Source organism: Anoxybacillus sp. CHMUD, from assembly GCF_013096965.1.
Lineage (GTDB): Bacteria > Bacillota > Bacilli > Bacillales > Anoxybacillaceae > Anoxybacillus > Anoxybacillus kestanbolensis_A.
Genome location: NZ_SDLG01000013.1, coordinates 46,400 through 64,627, shown reverse-complemented (window position 1 = coordinate 64,627; position 18,228 = coordinate 46,400). Strand labels below are relative to the sequence as shown.

Here is an 18,228-nt window from a genome sequence, read left to right as displayed (position 1 = left end):
TGAGATTTCCCATCGCGTCAAGCGAGTAAGATCCCTTGAAGATGACAAGGTAGATAGGTCCGAGGTGGAAGCGTGGCGACACGTGCAGCTGACGGATACTAATCGATCGAGGACTTAACTAAACACATACGAAAAGCGAAGGCGACTGTTCTGTTATCTAGTTTTGAAGGAATTATCCTTCACGCCGAAAGAGGCGAAACGAAAAAGCATGTTTGCTCGGTGACGATGGCGGAGAGGTCACACCCGTTCCCATCCCGAACACGGAAGTTAAGCTCTCCAGCGCCGATGGTAGTTGGCGGGACACCGCCTGCGAGAGTAGGACGTTGCCGGGCGGACATGGTAAGTTAGAGGGCATCTCGACTTTGTTCTCTAACTTTTTTTGTCCATGTATTTGCGTTTAACGCTTTTACAATCCTCTCCCCCATAGTGAAGAGCTAACCAATGCTGGTTAGCTCATTTTTTATTTAATTTCTACTTTTCTCTTTATATGATCAGGAATAAGGCGATGAAGCTGAATAAAAAGCAACCCATTCTCGTATACAGCTTCCACTTTTTCGCCTACAGGAAAAGGAAGTTGTATTACTCGTTCAAAGGGTCCTTGTGTAATTCCTTCCTCAATTAATTCAAATCCTTCAAAATGTAATTGAACATTTGCTTTGATCTCCAATGTATTGTAATGAATATATACTTCTGCATCATGTACATTCTCTAAACCGGGGATGGCAACGACAACAAGCAACTCATGATCACGACGATACATATTGATGCCAGATGAATGAGAAGAAAAGGTATTTGATGCATTCCAAAAAGGATTAGAAAAAAATGCTTCCCATTGTTTTGTCCAGTCCACTGTTTTCCTCCTCTCTCTTTTTCTTTTACTATACGATGAAATGGATCAAAGGGTGAACTTTAAGTAAAATCCGAACATTAAATATTAAGTTTATAAAAATGTTCGATTTTATGTTGACATGATGGAAAAATGACTGGTAAGATGAAAGTAAGTGAATACATGATTGAACCCTCATATAATTTTGGGAATATGGCCCAAAAGTCTCTACCCAATAACCGTAAATTATTGGACTATGAGGGAAAGGATCTTATTGGCTTTTTTCACCCTAGGGGCGAAATATGTCCAGAATGATGCTTTCCCTTATGATCGAGGGACGTCGTTCTGGATTTTTTTCTGAATGATAAAAAGAGGTGAGTGTAAATGCAGCCACTTGTCGCTGTCATTATGGGAAGTCAATCGGACTGGGAAACGATGCGTCATGCGTGTGATATATTAGAGGAATTGCATATTCCATTTGAGAAAAAAGTTGTTTCAGCCCATCGTACACCAGATTTTATGTTTACATATGCTGAATCGGCTGAAGGGCGAGGAATTAAAGTCATTATTGCTGGAGCGGGAGGAGCTGCGCATTTACCGGGAATGGTAGCAGCAAAAACAACATTGCCCGTTATCGGTGTTCCGATTATGTCTAAGACGTTGAACGGTCTTGATTCATTACTCTCTATCGTCCAAATGCCAGGTGGAGTACCGGTAGCAACGGTAGCGATCGGAACAGCAGGGGCTGTGAACGCTGCATTGCTTGCTGCGTCGATACTCGGGACGTATGAACCAACATATATGGAGGCATTACGGGCACGTCGTGAAACGATTCGAAAACAAGTGATGGAAAGTAGTGATCAGCTTGACTAAAATGATTGTTCCGGGGCAAACGATTGGCATTATTGGCGGAGGACAACTAGGAAGAATGATGGCGATCGCTGCGAAAGAGATGGGGTTTTTCGTTGCTGTACTCGATCCTACCCCACACTCTCCATGTGCTCAAGTCGCTGACATTGAAATTGTTGCTTCATATAGCGATGAACGAGCATTATGTCAGCTAGCTGAAGTAAGTGATGTCATCACCTATGAATTTGAAAATATTGATGCGGATGCATTGAATCGATTAGCAGAGAGAGGATATGTGCCTCAAGGAAGCGAGCTTCTTGCGATTACACAACATCGTTGGAAAGAAAAGAGAGCCGTTCAGTCTGCTGGCTTACCTGTTGCGCCTTATCGTCTTGTATTCAAAGAAGAGGAACTAGAGGAAGCGATTCGAGAGATAGGCATTCCATCTGTATTGAAAACGTGCCGTGGTGGATATGATGGAAAAGGGCAAGTTGTTATTCGTTGTTTAGATGATGTGCATAAGGCTCGTTCACTTTTAGCCAACGGTGAGTGTGTGTTAGAAGCATGGGTTCCTTTTGTAAAAGAATTATCCATCATCGTTGTACGCAATGTTTCTGGTGAAATGGCGCTGTTTCCTGTCGTTGAAAACATTCATCGCGACAACATTTTACATGAAACGATTGCGCCGGCTCAGGTGAGTGAACGCATTATCGAACAAGCTGAAACATATGCGAAACAGTTAGCAGAAGCGTATCAACTTGTAGGGACGTTAGCGATTGAAATGTTTTTGACTAAAAACGGACAATTGTATGTTAATGAACTTGCCCCTAGACCGCACAACTCAGGTCATTATACAATAAACGGTTGTATCACATCGCAATTTCAACAACATATTCGCGCCATTTGCGATTGGCCGCTTGGCAGTACGAAATTGTTAAAACCGGCAATGATGGTCAATGTGTTAGGAGAACATGTGGATGCTGTGATTCGCAACATCGCTCAATTGGGTGAGGCACACGTTCATTTTTATGGCAAAAAAGAAGCAAAGCCGAAGCGGAAAATGGGACATATCACATGGTTGGTTGACGATGTCGATGTGATGCAACGAAAAATAGACGAATTTTCCATTTGGACAGATCGGAGGATGAACGTATGATTGAACGTTACACAAGACCTGAAATGGGCGCCATTTGGACGGAAGAAAACCGTTTTCGTGCTTGGTTGGAAGTCGAAATTTTAGCATGTGAAGCATGGGCGGAGTTGGGTGTCATTCCAAAAGAAGATGTGGAAAAAATCCGCCAACATGCGTCTTTTGACATCAACCGCATAAAACAAATCGAAGAAGAGACACGCCATGATGTTGTTGCCTTTACGCGTGCGGTATCAGAAACGCTAGGAGAAGAACGAAAATGGGTACATTACGGCCTTACGTCTACGGATGTGGTTGATACAGCATTATCATACTTATTAAAACAAGCAAATGAAATTTTATTGCGTGACTTAGAGAACTTTATTGCTGTATTAAAAGAAAAAGCGATTGAACATAAATATACGGTCATGATGGGGCGGACACACGGTGTTCATGCTGAGCCAACGACATTTGGATTAAAATTGGCGCTTTGGTATGCCGAAATGGAGCGAAATTTAGAACGTTTCAAGCAAGCAGCCGAAACGGTACGCGTTGGAAAAATTTCTGGTGCTGTTGGTACGTATGCCAATATCGATCCGTTTGTTGAGCAGTACGTATGTGAAAAACTTGGCTTACAGCCTGCGCCTATTTCGACGCAAACGTTACAGCGTGATCGTCATGCCCACTATATGGCGACGCTCGCTTTAATTGCAACATCGATTGAAAAATTTGCTGTTGAAATTCGAGGATTGCAAAAAAGTGAAACGCGTGAAGTGGAAGAATTTTTCGCTAAAGGACAAAAAGGTTCGTCAGCGATGCCACATAAACGTAACCCGATCGGTTCAGAAAATATGACAGGAATGGCTCGCGTCATTCGTGGGTATATGTTAACGGCGTATGAAAATGTACCGCTTTGGCATGAGCGTGACATTTCGCATTCGTCGGCGGAGCGTATTATTTTACCGGATGCAACGATCGCTTTAGACTACATGCTCAACCGCTTTACAAATATCGTGAAAAACTTGACCGTATTCCCAGAAAACATGAAGAAGAATATGGATCGCACGCTCGGACTTATTTATTCACAACGCGTATTGCTAGCGCTTATTGACACAGGTATGACGCGTGAGGAAGCGTATGATCTTGTACAACCAAAGGCGATGGAAGCATGGGAAAAACAAGTGCCGTTCCGCTCGTTAATTGAAGCAGACGAAGTGATTACAAGTCGTTTAACGAAGGATCAAATCGCAGATTGCTTCGATTACAATTATCATTTAAAACATGTCGATACAATTTTTCGGCGACTTGGCTTGCAATAGGTAAGGCCTTTGCCTTGCCTACAGGCTAAAAATTCCTAATATTCTGGATAAATGGGGGAGAGAACATGGAGAAGCAATACCTTCTATACGAAGGAAAGGCGAAAAAAGTGTATGCAACGAATGAGAAGCATGTATTATGGATCGAGTATAAAGATGAGGCAACAGCATTTAACGGCGAAAAAAAAGCAACGATTGTTGGGAAAGGGAGGCTAAATAACGAGATTACAAGTTTACTATTTTCCTTGTTGCATGAGGCAGGTGTAAGCAATCATTTTATTCGCAAAATATCTGATACTGAACAGCTTGTGCGACAAGTGACGATTATTCCCCTCGAAGTTGTTGTCCGCAATATCGTCGCCGGTAGTTTAGCGAAACGAATTGGTTTAGAGGAAGGAACCGTGATGAAAAAACCGATTGTAGAATTTTACTATAAAAACGACGACTTAGGCGATCCCCTATTAACGGAAGATCATATCGCTTTGTTACAGCTCGCCACTCATGATGAGCTTTTGCACATGAAACAGATGGCGTTACGCATTAACGACATTTTAACTTCCTTATTTCGTTCATGTGACTTACAGCTCGTTGACTTCAAATTAGAGTTTGGAAAAGATGAAACGGGAGCGGTATTGTTGGCGGATGAAATTTCCCCAGATACGTGTCGATTATGGGATGTACACACGAAAGAAAAATTTGATAAAGATGTATTTCGTCGTGATTTAGGCGACTTAACAGAAACATATACGAAACTTTTACAACGATTAGGAGGATTATCATGTACAAAGTAAAAGTGTATGTCACATTGCGTGAAAATGTATTAGATCCGCAAGGCAATGCGGTAAAAGGAGCATTGCATAGCTTAAACTATCGTGAAGTGCAAGATGTACGAATCGGGAAGTTTATGGAGTTACTCGTCGAAAAAAGTGATCGTAACATCGATGCAGTTGTGAAAGAGATGTGTGAAAAGTTACTTGCGAATACCGTCATTGAAGATTATCGCTACGAGATTGAGGAGGTTGTCGTTCAGTGAAATTTGCGGTCGTTGTATTCCCAGGCTCCAATTGCGACGTCGATATGTATCATGCCATTTCAGATGAATTAGGGGAGGAAGTTGAATACGTTTGGCATGATGTGGATTGCTTAGATGATTTTGATGCCATTCTTTTGCCGGGCGGCTTTTCATATGGGGATTATTTACGCTCTGGAGCGATTGCACGCTTTTCTAACGTGATGAAGGCGATCAAAAAAGCAGCCGATGAAGGCAAGCCGATTTTAGGTGTATGTAACGGATTTCAAATTTTACTTGAAGCAGGACTTCTCCCAGGTGCGATGCGACGCAACAATACGTTAACGTTTATTTGCCGTCCGGTAAAGCTTCGTGTCGAAAATAACGAAACGATGTTTACATCGCAATACGAGCAAGGAGAAGTGATTACAATCCCCATTGCGCACGGAGAAGGAAACTATTATTGTGATGAACAAACGTTACAACAGCTTATCGCTAATAACCAAATTGTTTTTCGGTATGAGGGAGAAAATCCAAACGGCAGTTTATTCAACATTGCGGGCATCGTGAATGAAAAGGGAAACGTGCTTGGTATGATGCCACACCCTGAGCGAGCTGTTCATGAGTTGCTTGGAGGGGCAGATGGTTTAAAACTGTTTCAATCAATTGTGACATATTGGAGGGACACACATGTCGTTACTACTTGAGCCAAGTCCAACAATGATTAAAGAACAGAAGATGTATCGTGACATGGGATTAACAGATGAAGAGTTTGCGATGATTGAGCGTATTCTTGGACGTTTGCCTAATTATACAGAAACGGGCATTTTTTCTGTCATGTGGTCAGAACATTGTAGCTATAAAAATTCGAAACCTGTATTAAAAAAGTTTCCGACTGAAGGGAAACATGTGCTCCAAGGACCAGGAGAAGGCGCTGGTATTGTCGATATTGGAGATGGATTAGCGGTAGCATTTAAAATTGAAAGCCATAACCATCCATCTGCGATTGAGCCGTATCAAGGGGCTGCCACAGGTGTTGGGGGAATTATTCGCGATGTCTTCTCGATGGGGGCAAGACCAATTGCGTTATTAAACTCGCTCCGCTTTGGCGAATTAACGTCACCGCGTGTGAAATATTTATTCGAGCGCGTTGTCGCAGGGATTGCGGGATATGGAAATTGTGTCGGTATTCCGACCGTTGGTGGTGAAGTGCAATTTGATGCGGCGTACGAAGGAAACCCGCTTGTAAATGCGATGTGCGTCGGGGTGATTCGACATGAAGATATTCAAAAAGGAATCGCATCAGGCGTTGGAAATACAGTTATGTATGTTGGCGCGAAAACGGGGCGTGACGGCATTCATGGGGCGACATTTGCATCAGAAGAATTAACGGAACAATCTGAACAAAAACGGCCAGCTGTGCAAGTCGGGGATCCATTTATGGAAAAATTGCTTCTTGAAGCTTGTTTGGAAGTCATTCATTGCGATGCACTCGTTGGTATGCAAGATATGGGGGCGGCCGGTTTAACAAGCTCGTCGGCGGAAATGGCGAGCAAAGCAGGTTCTGGTATTGAACTAAACTTAGATCTCGTTCCACAACGTGAAACAGGAATGACACCGTATGAGATGATGCTGTCTGAATCACAAGAACGCATGCTTCTCGTTGTGAAAAAAGGTCGCGAACAAGAAATCATGGATGTATTTTCAAAATATGGACTAGAGGCAAAAGCGATCGGGCGTGTCACAGATGACCATATGTTGCGTTTGTATCATCATGGAGAAGTTGTTGCTGAAATTCCGGTTGACGCGCTGGCGAAAGATGCTCCTGTTTATCATAAACCGTCGCAAGAACCGGCGTATTATCGTGATTTTCAAACGATGGAGTACGTACCGACAGTTGATAACTATGAAGAAACATTGCTTGCGCTGTTAAGCCAGCCGACGATTGCAAGTAAAGAATGGGTATATGAGCAATACGACTATATGGTGCGGACAAACACGGTTGTGGCTCCGGGATCTGACGCAGCTGTTTTACGCATTCGTGGCACAAATAAAGCGTTAGCGATGACAACGGATTGTAATTCTCGTTACGTATACTTAGATCCAGAAGTCGGTGGGAAAATTGCGATCGCAGAAGCAGCACGAAACATTGTTTGTTCTGGGGCTCAGCCACTTGCTGTCACCGATTGCTTAAATTTTGGTAATCCAGAGAAGCCTGAAATTTTTTGGCAACTTGAAAAAGCAGTAGAGGGAATGAGCGAAGCGTGTCGTGTGCTAGAAACGCCTGTCATTAGCGGAAATGTATCGCTTTATAATGAGACGAACGGTGAAGCCATTTATCCGACACCGATTGTCGGGATGGTTGGTATCATTGAACATATTAGTCATATTACGACACAAGCATTTAAACAACCTGGCGACTTGATTTATGTCATTGGGGAAGCTAAGCAAGAATTTGGTGGGAGCGAGCTACAAAAATGGCTAACAGGTCGTATTTTCGGCAAAGCTCCAACGATTGATTTACATGTTGAAGCGAAACGACAACGCCAACTTCTCGCTGCCATTCGAGCTGGGGTTGTAGCGTCAGCACACGATGTATCAGAAGGGGGCTTAGCTGTTGCCCTTGCGGAATGTGTAATGAGCGCAAAAGGTTTAGGTGCACGTGTGGCGATTGAAGGTGATGTCGTGGCTGAATTGTTTAGCGAGACACAATCACGTTTTATTGTTTCTGTGAAAAAAGAGCATCAACAAATGTTTGAGCGACTTGTTCAAGCGGTACGTATCGGGGAAGTGACCAATGACGGAACGCTCCATGTGACAGCCGGGGGTACGTGTATTCTCCACGTTCCAGTAGAAACGATGCGAAATGTATGGAAAGGAGCTATTCCATGCTTGCTGAAATCAAAGGATTAAATGAAGAATGCGGAATTTTTGGCATTTGGGGACATGAAGAAGCAGCGACGTTGACATATTACGGACTGCATAGTTTACAACATCGTGGTCAAGAAGGAGCGGGAATCGTTGTCGGTGGAAATGGAACGCTCCAGTTTCATAAAGGAATCGGTTTAGTGACGGAAGTATTTGGTCGTGGGGAATTAGCGCAATTAACGGGCATGGCTGCGATCGGCCACGTCCGTTACTCTACTGCTGGTGGGGGCGGATATGTAAATGTTCAACCGCTTTTATTCCGTTCCCAAGGCGGCAGTTTAGCACTTGCGCACAACGGAAATTTAGTGAATGCCGATGAGCTTCGTTTCCGTTTAGAACAACAAGGGAGCATTTTTCAAACGACGTCTGATACCGAAGTGCTTGCTCATTTAATTAAGCGTAGTGATGAGCCGGTTTTAAAAGAGCGAATTAAAGAAGCATTAACACATTTACGTGGCGCTTTTGCCTTTCTTATTTTAACGGAAACGGAAATGTATATTGCGCTTGATCCACATGGTTTTCGTCCTTTATCGCTTGGGCGCTTAGGTGAGGCGTACGTTGTGGCATCGGAAACGTGTGCGTTTGATGTCATTGGTGCGACATATGAGCGGGAAGTGGAGCCAGGAGAGCTCATTATGATTAATAAACAAGGGATTCGTTCCGAGCGTTTCGCCCCTAAAGTAGCTCGCTCCATTTGTAGTATGGAATATATTTATTTCGCTCGCCCGGACAGCAATGTGGACGGCATTAACATTCATACAGCGCGGAAAAATCTTGGCAAGCGGTTAGCATTTGAAGCACCTGTTGAAGCAGACGTTGTTACAGGTGTGCCGGATTCGAGCATTTCGGTAGCCATTGGTTATGCGGAGGCAACAGGCATTCCATATGAGTTAGGGTTAATTAAAAATCGGTATGTTGGACGGACGTTTATTCAGCCATCGCAGGCACTTCGTGAACAAGGTGTAAAAATGAAATTATCGCCTGTCCGTGGAGTTGTAGCTGGGAAGCGAGTTGTCATGGTCGATGATTCCATCGTACGTGGAACGACGAGCAAGCGTATCGTTCGCATGCTTCGTGAGGCAGGAGCGACGGAAGTACACGTACGCATTAGTTCACCACCGATTACGCATCCATGTTTTTATGGCATCGATACATCAACGAAAGAAGAGCTTATTGCGGCTAACCATACGATCGAACAAATTCGACAACTCATTGAAGCGGACTCTCTTGCTTTTTTAAGTCCAGAAGGGCTTTTGCAAGCGATTGGAAGACCAAACGATTCAGCAAACTGTGGGCAATGTTTAGCTTGTTTTACAGGACAATATCCGACGAAGATTGGAGGAGAGCATGTTGGCACATGTGTACAAACAAGCCGGTGTGAATATTGAAGCTGGATATGAAGCGGTAGAGCGGATGAAAAAACATGTCGCCAAAACTGCCCGAATCGGTGCACTTGGAAGCTTAGGTGGTTTTGGAGGAATGTTTGACCTCTCTTCGCTCGGGTATAAACAACCTGTCCTTGTATCTGGAACAGACGGTGTAGGGACGAAACTAATGCTTGCATTCGCCCTAGACCGGCACGATACGATCGGAATTGATTGCGTAGCGATGTGCGTAAACGATATTGTCGTACAAGGAGCAGAGCCGCTTTTTTTCCTTGATTACATCGCTTGCGGAAAAGCGGTGCCTGACAAAATCGAACATATTGTAAAAGGAATTTCTGATGGCTGTGTCGAAGCAGGCTGTGCCCTCATCGGGGGAGAAACAGCGGAAATGCCGGGTATGTATCCCGAAGATGAATACGATGTAGCTGGGTTTGCCGTTGGAGTAGTGGAAAAAGAAAAACTTGTTACAGGAGATGCGATTGCTCCTGGAGATGTGCTGATCGGTTTAGCTTCAAGTGGCTTGCATAGCAACGGATATTCGCTCGTTAGAAAAATTATAAAAGATGCGAATTTGAAGTTGGATCACGTATATGAACCATTTTCTCGAACGCTCGGTGAAGAACTATTGACCTCTACACGTATTTATGTTCGAGCAGTACTTGAAGCGTTAAAACAATTCCATATCAAAGGGATGGCGCATATTACAGGAGGAGGTTTTATCGAAAACATTCCACGTATGTTGCCGAATGGATTGCAAGCCGAAATCGATTACGGTTCATGGCCGATTCCATCAATTTTTAACTTTTTACAACAATACGGACAGCTACAACGAATCGATATGTTCAATATTTTTAATATGGGTATCGGGTTTGTATTAGCGGTTGATAGCCGTGTTGTGCCAGACGTTGTACAGTTGCTTGAAGCGTGTGGAGAAGAGGCGTACATTATCGGTCGTGTAAAAGAAGGAACGGGTGTATCATTTGCTGGAGGAAAAATCGAATGAAGCGGATAGCTATTTTTGCTTCAGGAAGCGGCACGAATTTTCAAGCGATTGTTGATGCCGTAAAAAAAGGAGATATTCAAGCCGAAGTGGCGCTTCTTGTATGTGATCGACCGCAAGCGAAAGTGATTGAACGAGCGATGCGTGAACACGTGCCGATATTTGTTTTTAACCCTAAACAATATGAAACGAAACAACAATTTGAACGTGAGATTTTACAACAACTACAACAAAAAGAAATCGACTTAGTTGTTCTTGCTGGTTATATGCGGCTTATCGGTCCAACGCTTTTACAGGCATATCCGAACAGAATTGTAAACATTCATCCCTCTCTTCTGCCGGCGTTTCCAGGAAAAGATGCGATTGGCCAAGCGTATCGCTACGGTGTGAAAGTGACAGGGGTTACAGTGCATTACGTTGATGAAGGAATGGATACGGGACCAATTATTGCGCAACGGGCACTATATATTGATGACGGAGAACCATTAGAAAGCGTTGAGCGCCGCATTCATGAAATTGAACATGTGTTGTATCCGCAAGTCATTCAACAATTGTTGACGGAGAAAGGGAGTACAAAGAATGAAAAGACGAGCAATTATTAGCGTGTCAAATAAAAAAGGAATTGTTACATTTGCTAAGCAACTAGCAGAGCTTGGAGTAGAAATCATTTCAACAGGTGGTACAAAGCGTGTATTAGCAGAACACGGAATCCCTGTGACAAGCATTTCTGATGTGACAAACTTCCCAGAAATTTTAGACGGACGGGTCAAAACATTGCACCCAAATATTCACGGTGGACTGTTAGCTGTGCGAGATGACGAAACACATCAACAGCAGCTACAAGCACATAACATCACGCCGATCGATTTTGTTGTTGTCAATTTATATCCGTTTCAAGAAACGATCGCAAATCCGAACGTGACGCTGATGGAAGCGATTGAACAGATCGATATTGGCGGCCCGACGATGCTTAGAGCAGCAGCGAAAAATCACGCTTATGTGACAGCGGTTGTGGATCCAGCTGATTATCACTTAGTCATTGAACAACTGAAACAATACGATGAAGTGTTGCTTGAGACGAGACGGGCGTTAGCTGCAAAAGTATTTCGCCATACTGCAGCGTATGATGCGATGATTGCACAATATTTGACAAACGTCGTTGGAGAAACGTATCCGGAAACGATGACGATGACGTTTGTGAAAAAACAATCGTTACGATATGGTGAAAATCCACATCAAACGGCTGCATTTTACGAAAAACCGCTCAGTTCACCATTTTCTATTACAAAAGCGAAGCAATTACATGGAAAAGAACTGTCTTACAACAACATTAACGATGCCAATGCAGCTTTACAAATTGTAGGGGAATTCACTGAACCAGCGGCGGTAGCGGTGAAACATATGAATCCGTGTGGAGTCGGCGTTGGCCAGACGATCGCTGAAGCGTTTCAAAAAGCTTACGAAGCCGACCCAACGTCCATTTTCGGTGGCATCGTGGCGCTTAATCGTGAAGTTGACGAACAAACGGCTGCGAAATTACATGACATTTTTTTAGAAATTGTTATCGCTCCGTCATTTACAGAACAAGCGCTAGAAATTTTAACGAGAAAGAAAAACATTCGTCTGTTAACGATCGATTTTGAAGCAGAAAGGAAAAAAGAACCATTTGTCGTATCGGTACGTGGGGGACTACTTGTTCAAGACGAAGACACGTATACAATTGATGATGCGACATTGCGAGTTGTTACAGAAAGAAAACCGACAGAAGAAGAATGGTCGAATTTAACGTTCGCTTGGCGTGTGGTGAAACATGTCAAATCGAATGCGATTGTACTCGCGAAAAACGGGATGACGATTGGTGTCGGCGCTGGACAAATGAACCGTGTAGGTGCGGCAAACATCGCAATAGAACAAGCCGGCGATCGTGCGAAAGGAGCTGTATTAGCCTCCGATGCGTTTTTCCCGATGAGTGATACTGTTGAAGCCGCTGCACAGGCGGGAGTGACTGCCATTATTCAACCGGGTGGTTCGATTCGCGATGAAGATTCTATTCAAAAAGCAAATGAATACGGTATTACGATGGTATTTACAGGAGTACGCCATTTTAAACATTAAAGGAGGCGACAAAGGATGAAAGTGCTCATTATCGGGCGCGGTGGTCGCGAACATGCACTTGTATGGAAAGTAGCCCAAAGCCCGCTTGTCACTCGTGTATATGTGGCGCCAGGAAACGATGGGATGAATAGTATGGCTACGCGCGTTCCGATTGCGGAAACGGATGTTGAAACACTTGTGCAATGGGCGAAAAAAGAAGCAATCGATTTGACGATCGTTGGTCCGGAAGCTCCGTTGTTAGCGGGTATTGTCGATCGTTTTGAAGATGAAGGATTGCGCATTTTCGGTCCAAAACAGCAAGCCGCGTTGATTGAAGGAAGCAAAGCGTTTGCAAAGGACATGATGAAAAAGTACAACATCCCGACGGCAAATTATGCGACGTTTACAAATTACGATGAAGCCGTTCAATATGTGCATGAACAAGGAACCCCGATTGTGATTAAAGCGGATGGACTTGCAGCGGGAAAAGGTGTCACGGTAGCAATGACGATCGACGAAGCGCTTCATGCGTTGCATGATATAATGGTCGCCAAAAAGTTCGGTGAAGCTGGTGCCCAAGTTGTCATTGAGCAATATTTACAGGGCGAAGAATTTTCCTTGATGACGTTTGTGCATGGAGAACGAGTGTATCCAATGGTTATCGCCCAAGATCATAAACGTGCATTCGATGGCGATCAAGGTCCAAATACAGGAGGAATGGGGGCTTATTCCCCTGTTCCGCAAATTAGCGAACAAATGGTGCATGAAGCGGTTGAAACAGTTGTGAAACCGATCGCGAAGGCACTGAAACAAGAAGGATGTGCATTTACAGGATTTTTGTATGCCGGCTTAATTGCAACCGAACAAGGACCGAAAGTAATAGAGTTTAATGCACGATTTGGCGATCCGGAAGCACAAGTGATTTTACCTCGGTTGCAAAATGATCTTGTTGAGGTCATTGCCTCGCTTTTGGAAGATCGACCGATCACGTTGCATTGGAGTGATGAAGCAACGATTGGGGTTGTGTTGGCGGCGAAAGGATATCCTGAACAATATGAAAAAGGTGCTGTTATTCGTGGTCTAGAACGTATAACGAGAGCACAAATTTTCCACGCTGGCACAAAACGTGTGGACGATGAGTGGGTAACAGATGGGGGACGAGTGCTCCTTGTTGTGGCGAGTGGGAACACGTTGAAAGAAGCACAACGTCTTGTGTATGAACAAATTCAGAACATTGACTGTGCCCAACTTTTTTATCGACGTGATATTGGCAATAAAGCTATCGCGCACGTCGCTTGCGAACGTATACAAAACTAAGGGCAACGATGCTGCCAATTAAAAGAATAAGAATAAAGAATGTATCTGTTATATATTCAGCAATCATACTTTCTCTCCTTTCCCCCCTTGTATGCATACAAGGGGGTTATTGTTACGAAGGGTTAACTGGCTCAATCGGAATCGCTTTCTCATTCTCATTGTTGCTGTCACAATGGCATTGATATCGTTCAAACAAAGCCATCACAGGACAAAAACGAACGATACCTTCTGCGATTTTCATCGCAGCGAGCATCATGACCCAAATATACGATTCACGCCACGGTTTGCGAGAAAAATTGGCAGTTGCCCAAGCTAGCATCGTAAATCCGCATGTGATGCGAATCATCGCATTGATGATACCGATATTTTGTTTCATATTTATCCTCCTTTTTGTTTGTGAAATTTGCTTTCATCCGTTAAAATGTGAATAGACGATGGTACGATTTAGGAGGAAAGCGATCATGATGGAAAAACGATATCGATGGAAAAACGAACAAATTCGCCGACACGTTGCCGTTGTTGACGGAAAGCAAGCGCCAACAAAAGTGTTCATGAACGCAACGTATTTACATCCATACATACGTCAATGGGTACAAGGAAACGTTTGGGTTTGCGATGACCGAATTGTATATGTCGGTCCAAATAAACCGAAGCAACTCGATTCATGCGAAGTAGTGGACTGCTCGAATCAAGTGCTTGTTGCTGGCTATATGGAGCCACATGCTCATCCGTTTCAGTTATATAATCCCCATACGTTAGCGGAATATGCAGCACAGCACGGTACAACAACACTTATTAATGACAATCTATTCCTTTTTTTACAGTTAACAAAAAAGAAAGCGTTTTCTTTTTTGTCCGCTATGGAAAAACAACCGGTGACGATGTATTGGTGGTGCCGACTGGATCCACAGACAGAAATGAACGGAGAAGAGCATTTTTTTTCGTATAAAAACATGAAAAGTTGGCTGGAAAATGATGCGGTATTACAAGTTGGCGAATTGACTGGATGGCCAAAGCTGTTAGAAGGGGACGATTTCATTCTCCATTGGATACAGGAAGCGAAAAAGCTCGGTAAAAAAGTAGAAGGTCATTTTCCGGGCGCTTCAGATCGTACGTTAACGAAAATGAAACTGTTTGGTGCGGACGCTGACCATGAAGCGATGACTGGAAGTGATGTGTATAAGCGTTTAATGCAAGGATATACCGTATCATTGCGTCATTCGTCCATTCGCCCTGATTTGCCGACGTTGCTTAAAGAGATGAAACAATGCGGCATTCATCATTACGATCATTGCATGTTTACGACAGACGGTTCGACCCCTGCTTTTTATGAAAATGGAATGATCGACGAAATGATTCGCATTGCATTACAAGAAGGAGTAAGCGATATTGATGCATATAGCATGGCCACATGGAACGTTGCTCGTTATTATAATATCGATCATTTGCACGGAAGCATTACGCCAGGACGCATTGCACACATTAACATTCTTGAACATGCCTCTAATCCGACTCCTATTTCTGTTTTAGCCAGCGGACAATGGGTCAAACGTGATGGCGTTCCTGTTCATGCTTTCTCAACGATGGAATGGGATGCACATGGTCTTATGCCACTTGCGCTGACTTGGGATTTACAGATGGATGATTTGCAGTTTTCAATGCCGTTAGGGATGTATATGGAGAACTCGGTCATTATTAAGCCATATTCGATTTCGATTGATACATCTGCTGATGAGCTATCAGCGGATCATGATGAAAGCTTTTTAATGCTTATTGATCGCAACGGAAAATGGCGTGTAAACACTATATTAAAAGGGTTTGCGACACATGTGCAAGCACTTGTTAGTTCGTACTCTAATACAGGGGACATTATTTTAATTGGGAAAAGTAAACGTGATTTGTTGTTTGCTTTTGAACGTATGAAACAAATCGGAGGCGGTATTGTCCTTTGCGAACACGGAGAAATCATTCATGAAATTTCGCTTCCTTTAGGCGGATTAATGTCGGCAAAACCGATGGAAGTGTTAATGGAAGAAGAAAAAACGCTCGGCGAACTGTTGCGAGCGCGCGGTTATGCGTTTGCGGATCCAATTTACACTTTGCTTTTTTTATCATCGACACATTTGCCGTATATTCGTATTACACCGAAAGGAATTTACGATGTTATGCATAAAACAGTACTCTTTCCGACAATAATGCGTTAAAATATAAAAGGGAAGGAAATGAAAGGTTGGGTTCATGTTGCGGCGATTACTTTTTGGATTGATCATCATGACGGTGTTTATGTTCGGTACCGGATGTCAACGTCCACAATCAAATGTAGAAGAAAACGGGTCCCCACCAAAGACAGTTGAACAACGAAATGAACAAAAAACAGAAGAAACAGCGTGGACATTTCCGTTAACAGGCATGCCAGCAAAAGAAAAAACGATGCAACGTGCGGTTGCGGTGATGATTAATAACTATCCTGCCGCCCGACCGCAATCGGGGTTACATAAAGCAGACATCGTGTATGAAGTGCTTGCTGAAGGAGATATTACAAGGTTTTTAGCTATTTATCAAAGTGAGCAGCCTGATGTGATCGGACCTGTTCGGAGCGCGCGCGATTATTTTATTCAATTAAGCAACGGCTTTCATGCGTTATATGTATACCATGGATGGAGTCCAGAGGCTCAACGGTTATTGCAGTCTGGTTCAGTAGATCACGTCAATGGATTGTTTTACGATGGGACGTTATTTTGGCGAGATCGAACGAGAAAAGCGCCGCACAACTCTTACATTTCCTTTGAAAATATTAAAAAAGGAGCCGAAAAAAACGGCTATGCATTTGAAGAAGAAGTGAAGCCATTGCCGTTTTTCTCAAATGATTTGACACGTGCTGTAGAAGCGACGAATATTGATGTTGTGTATTCTAAACGATCGTATGCTCAAGTTCATTATACATATGATGGAACGAAATATGTTCGTTCGAGTGGTGGCAAGCCGACTGTTGATCGGGAAACGAATACACCTATTGCAGTAGAAAATGTGTTTGTTGTTGAAGCAACACATCGAATTATTGATGACTATGGTCGGAGAGATATTGACTTTACATCAGGTGGAAAAGGATACTTATTCCAAAAAGGAACAGTACAGGAAGTAGAGTGGAAAAATGTTGAGGGGCGCCTTCTCCCTTACAAAAGCGGTGTTCCACTCGGATTTGTTCCAGGGAAAACATGGATTCAAGTCGTTCCAAATCTCGAACAAGTACAATATGAATAGGGGGACGTATATGCAAATTAATAAATTGCGAGGCAGAGAGCTTGACCAATTATTTCGAGCGATTTTGTCATTAAAAGATTTAGAAGAATGTTATCGTTTTTTCGATGACTTATGTACGGTTAATGAAATACAAGCGCTTGCGCAACGTTTGGAAGTAGCGCGCATGTTGCGTGAAGGATATACGTATCATAAAATTGAGACAGAAACAGGGGCAAGCACAGCGACGATTTCACGCGTAAAGCGCTGCTTAAACTATGGAAATGATGCGTATGCGATGGCACTTGACCGTATTTATAACGAACAACAGGAAGAGGCTGGCTCACAGTGAGTCAGCTTCTTTTTACGATGTTTTGGTATGATTTTTGTTATAATGAGATGAGGTGAAAAAACATGAATGAGATGACAACATGGCGACATGTGTTTAAATTAGATCCGAACAAAGCCATTACTGACGAACAGTTAGAACAAGTATGTGAATCAGGTACCGATGCGATTATCGTCGGTGGAACAGACGGTGTAACGCTTGAAAACGTTATTGACTTACTTGCACGTGTGCGTCGTTTTTCCGTTCCTTGTGCGCTAGAAGTATCAAATATCGAGGCAGTCACACCTGGATTTGACTATTATTTCATTCCCATGGTGCTCAATAGCCGCGATCTTACTTGGTTAATTGATTTACATCACGAAGCGGTCAAACAGTTTGGTGATTTAATCAATTGGGAAGAACTGTTTGTTGAAGGGTATTGTATTTTAAATGACGACTGTAAAGCGGCATCATTAACGAGGGCGCGAACGAATGTAACAGAGGAAGATGTCATCGCTTATGCTCGCATGGCGGAACATATATATCATTTTCCTATCTTTTATATGGAATATAGTGGGCGATACGGAGATGTAAGGCTTGTCGAGAAAGTAAAGCGGACGCTAAAACACACCCGTTTGTTTTATGGCGGTGGCATTCATACACCAGCCCAAGCGAAAGAGATGGCGATGTGGGCGGATACAGTTGTTGTTGGCAACGCTATTTATACAAATTTACAAATGGCATTACAAACAGTCGAAGCGGTAAAAGGAAAATCAACATAAATGGAGAATAAAAAAGAGAACATATGTT

General features: G+C 43.2%; 19 protein-coding genes, 2 rRNA genes and 1 riboswitch. Of the genes, 18 read left to right on the top strand and 3 right to left on the bottom strand.

The features are described 5' to 3' along the window. A 23S ribosomal RNA gene (locus ETB99_RS09985) occupies positions 1 to 122 on the top strand; the annotation flags it as partial. Positions 123 to 215: 93 nt separating this feature from the next. Beyond that, positions 216 to 332, top strand: a 5S ribosomal RNA gene (gene rrf, locus ETB99_RS09980). A 128-nt stretch (positions 333 to 460) separates the two neighbouring features. On the opposite strand, the gene ETB99_RS09975 is transcribed toward rrf, so the two are convergent. Beyond that, a complete protein-coding gene (locus tag ETB99_RS09975; RefSeq protein ID WP_006323577.1) occupies positions 461 to 850 on the bottom strand; it encodes an Hsp20/alpha crystallin family protein in 390 nt (129 codons plus the stop codon). 151 nt (positions 851 to 1,001) lie between these two features. Continuing rightward, positions 1,002 to 1,103: riboswitch (purine riboswitch) on the top strand. A gap of 107 nt (positions 1,104 to 1,210) precedes the next feature. Between ETB99_RS09975 and purE the strand changes: the two genes are divergently transcribed. From purE to purD, 12 genes are all read left to right on the top strand, one after another. Next, a complete protein-coding gene (gene purE, locus ETB99_RS09970; protein WP_128999457.1) occupies positions 1,211 to 1,699 on the top strand; it encodes a 5-(carboxyamino)imidazole ribonucleotide mutase in 489 nt (162 codons plus the stop codon). Continuing rightward, positions 1,683 to 2,831 carry a 5-(carboxyamino)imidazole ribonucleotide synthase gene (gene purK / locus ETB99_RS09965; RefSeq protein ID WP_171700516.1) on the top strand — a complete coding sequence of 383 codons (1,149 nt, stop codon included), beginning with the start codon at positions 1,683 to 1,685 and terminating at the stop codon, positions 2,829 to 2,831. Before purE ends, purK begins: the two co-directional genes overlap by 17 nt. Beyond that, complete coding sequence (purB, locus tag ETB99_RS09960) at positions 2,828 to 4,123, top strand: adenylosuccinate lyase (protein ID WP_171700515.1); 1,296 nt, start codon at positions 2,828 to 2,830, stop codon at positions 4,121 to 4,123. Before purK ends, purB begins: the two co-directional genes overlap by 4 nt. 65 nt (positions 4,124 to 4,188) lie before the next feature. Beyond that, positions 4,189 to 4,911, top strand: a complete 723-nt coding sequence (purC, locus tag ETB99_RS09955) for a phosphoribosylaminoimidazolesuccinocarboxamide synthase (protein WP_006323589.1) — start codon at positions 4,189 to 4,191, stop codon at positions 4,909 to 4,911. Next, complete coding sequence (purS, locus tag ETB99_RS09950) at positions 4,899 to 5,153, top strand: phosphoribosylformylglycinamidine synthase subunit PurS (RefSeq protein ID WP_006323591.1); 255 nt, start codon at positions 4,899 to 4,901, stop codon at positions 5,151 to 5,153. Before purC ends, purS begins: the two co-directional genes overlap by 13 nt. Continuing rightward, complete coding sequence (gene purQ, locus ETB99_RS09945; RefSeq protein WP_171700514.1) at positions 5,150 to 5,836, top strand: phosphoribosylformylglycinamidine synthase subunit PurQ; 687 nt, start codon at positions 5,150 to 5,152, stop codon at positions 5,834 to 5,836. The genes purS and purQ overlap by 4 nt, the downstream gene beginning before the upstream one ends. Continuing rightward, positions 5,820 to 8,042, top strand: a complete 2,223-nt coding sequence (purL, locus tag ETB99_RS09940; protein ID WP_171700513.1) for a phosphoribosylformylglycinamidine synthase subunit PurL — start codon at positions 5,820 to 5,822, stop codon at positions 8,040 to 8,042. Before purQ ends, purL begins: the two co-directional genes overlap by 17 nt. Then, a complete protein-coding gene (gene purF, locus ETB99_RS09935; RefSeq protein ID WP_171700512.1) occupies positions 8,018 to 9,445 on the top strand; it encodes an amidophosphoribosyltransferase in 1,428 nt (475 codons plus the stop codon). The genes purL and purF overlap by 25 nt, the downstream gene beginning before the upstream one ends. Continuing rightward, positions 9,408 to 10,445 carry a phosphoribosylformylglycinamidine cyclo-ligase gene (gene purM, locus ETB99_RS09930; protein WP_171700511.1) on the top strand — a complete coding sequence of 346 codons (1,038 nt, stop codon included), beginning with the start codon at positions 9,408 to 9,410 and terminating at the stop codon, positions 10,443 to 10,445. Before purF ends, purM begins: the two co-directional genes overlap by 38 nt. Next, on the top strand, positions 10,442 to 11,044 hold the full coding sequence (gene purN, locus ETB99_RS09925; RefSeq protein ID WP_077429936.1) for a phosphoribosylglycinamide formyltransferase: 603 nt from the start codon (positions 10,442 to 10,444) through the stop codon (positions 11,042 to 11,044). Before purM ends, purN begins: the two co-directional genes overlap by 4 nt. Then, on the top strand, positions 11,022 to 12,557 hold the full coding sequence (gene purH / locus ETB99_RS09920) for a bifunctional phosphoribosylaminoimidazolecarboxamide formyltransferase/IMP cyclohydrolase (RefSeq protein WP_171700510.1): 1,536 nt from the start codon (positions 11,022 to 11,024) through the stop codon (positions 12,555 to 12,557). The genes purN and purH overlap by 23 nt, the downstream gene beginning before the upstream one ends. 15 nt (positions 12,558 to 12,572) lie before the next feature. Further along, positions 12,573 to 13,853, top strand: a complete 1,281-nt coding sequence (gene purD / locus ETB99_RS09915) for a phosphoribosylamine--glycine ligase (protein ID WP_128999452.1) — start codon at positions 12,573 to 12,575, stop codon at positions 13,851 to 13,853. Here the strand turns inward: purD and ETB99_RS15305 are convergent. Together ETB99_RS15305 and ETB99_RS09910 are read right to left on the bottom strand one after the other, a co-directional pair. Beyond that, a complete protein-coding gene (locus ETB99_RS15305; protein ID WP_004888776.1) occupies positions 13,816 to 13,920 on the bottom strand; it encodes an EYxxD motif small membrane protein in 105 nt (34 codons plus the stop codon). The two genes, purD and ETB99_RS15305, sit on opposite strands and share 38 nt — an antisense overlap. A 45-nt stretch (positions 13,921 to 13,965) precedes the next feature. Next, on the bottom strand, positions 13,966 to 14,229 hold the full coding sequence (locus tag ETB99_RS09910; protein ID WP_004888777.1) for a YgaP family membrane protein: 264 nt from the start codon (positions 14,227 to 14,229) through the stop codon (positions 13,966 to 13,968). A gap of 85 nt (positions 14,230 to 14,314) precedes the next feature. Between ETB99_RS09910 and ETB99_RS09905 the strand changes: the two genes are divergently transcribed. The 4 genes from ETB99_RS09905 (at position 14,315) to pcrB (ending at position 18,200) form a co-directional block, all read left to right on the top strand. Continuing rightward, complete coding sequence (locus tag ETB99_RS09905; RefSeq protein WP_128999451.1) at positions 14,315 to 16,057, top strand: adenine deaminase C-terminal domain-containing protein; 1,743 nt, start codon at positions 14,315 to 14,317, stop codon at positions 16,055 to 16,057. Between the two features lie 34 nt (positions 16,058 to 16,091). Continuing rightward, a complete protein-coding gene (locus ETB99_RS09900; protein ID WP_171700509.1) occupies positions 16,092 to 17,114 on the top strand; it encodes a DUF3048 domain-containing protein in 1,023 nt (340 codons plus the stop codon). Positions 17,115 to 17,124: 10 nt separating this feature from the next. After that, a complete protein-coding gene (locus tag ETB99_RS09895) occupies positions 17,125 to 17,442 on the top strand; it encodes a YerC/YecD family TrpR-related protein (protein ID WP_006323616.1) in 318 nt (105 codons plus the stop codon). 62 nt (positions 17,443 to 17,504) lie between these two features. Then, on the top strand, positions 17,505 to 18,200 hold the full coding sequence (gene pcrB, locus ETB99_RS09890; protein ID WP_021095164.1) for a heptaprenylglyceryl phosphate synthase: 696 nt from the start codon (positions 17,505 to 17,507) through the stop codon (positions 18,198 to 18,200). The last annotated feature ends 28 nt before the right edge of the window (positions 18,201 to 18,228 follow it).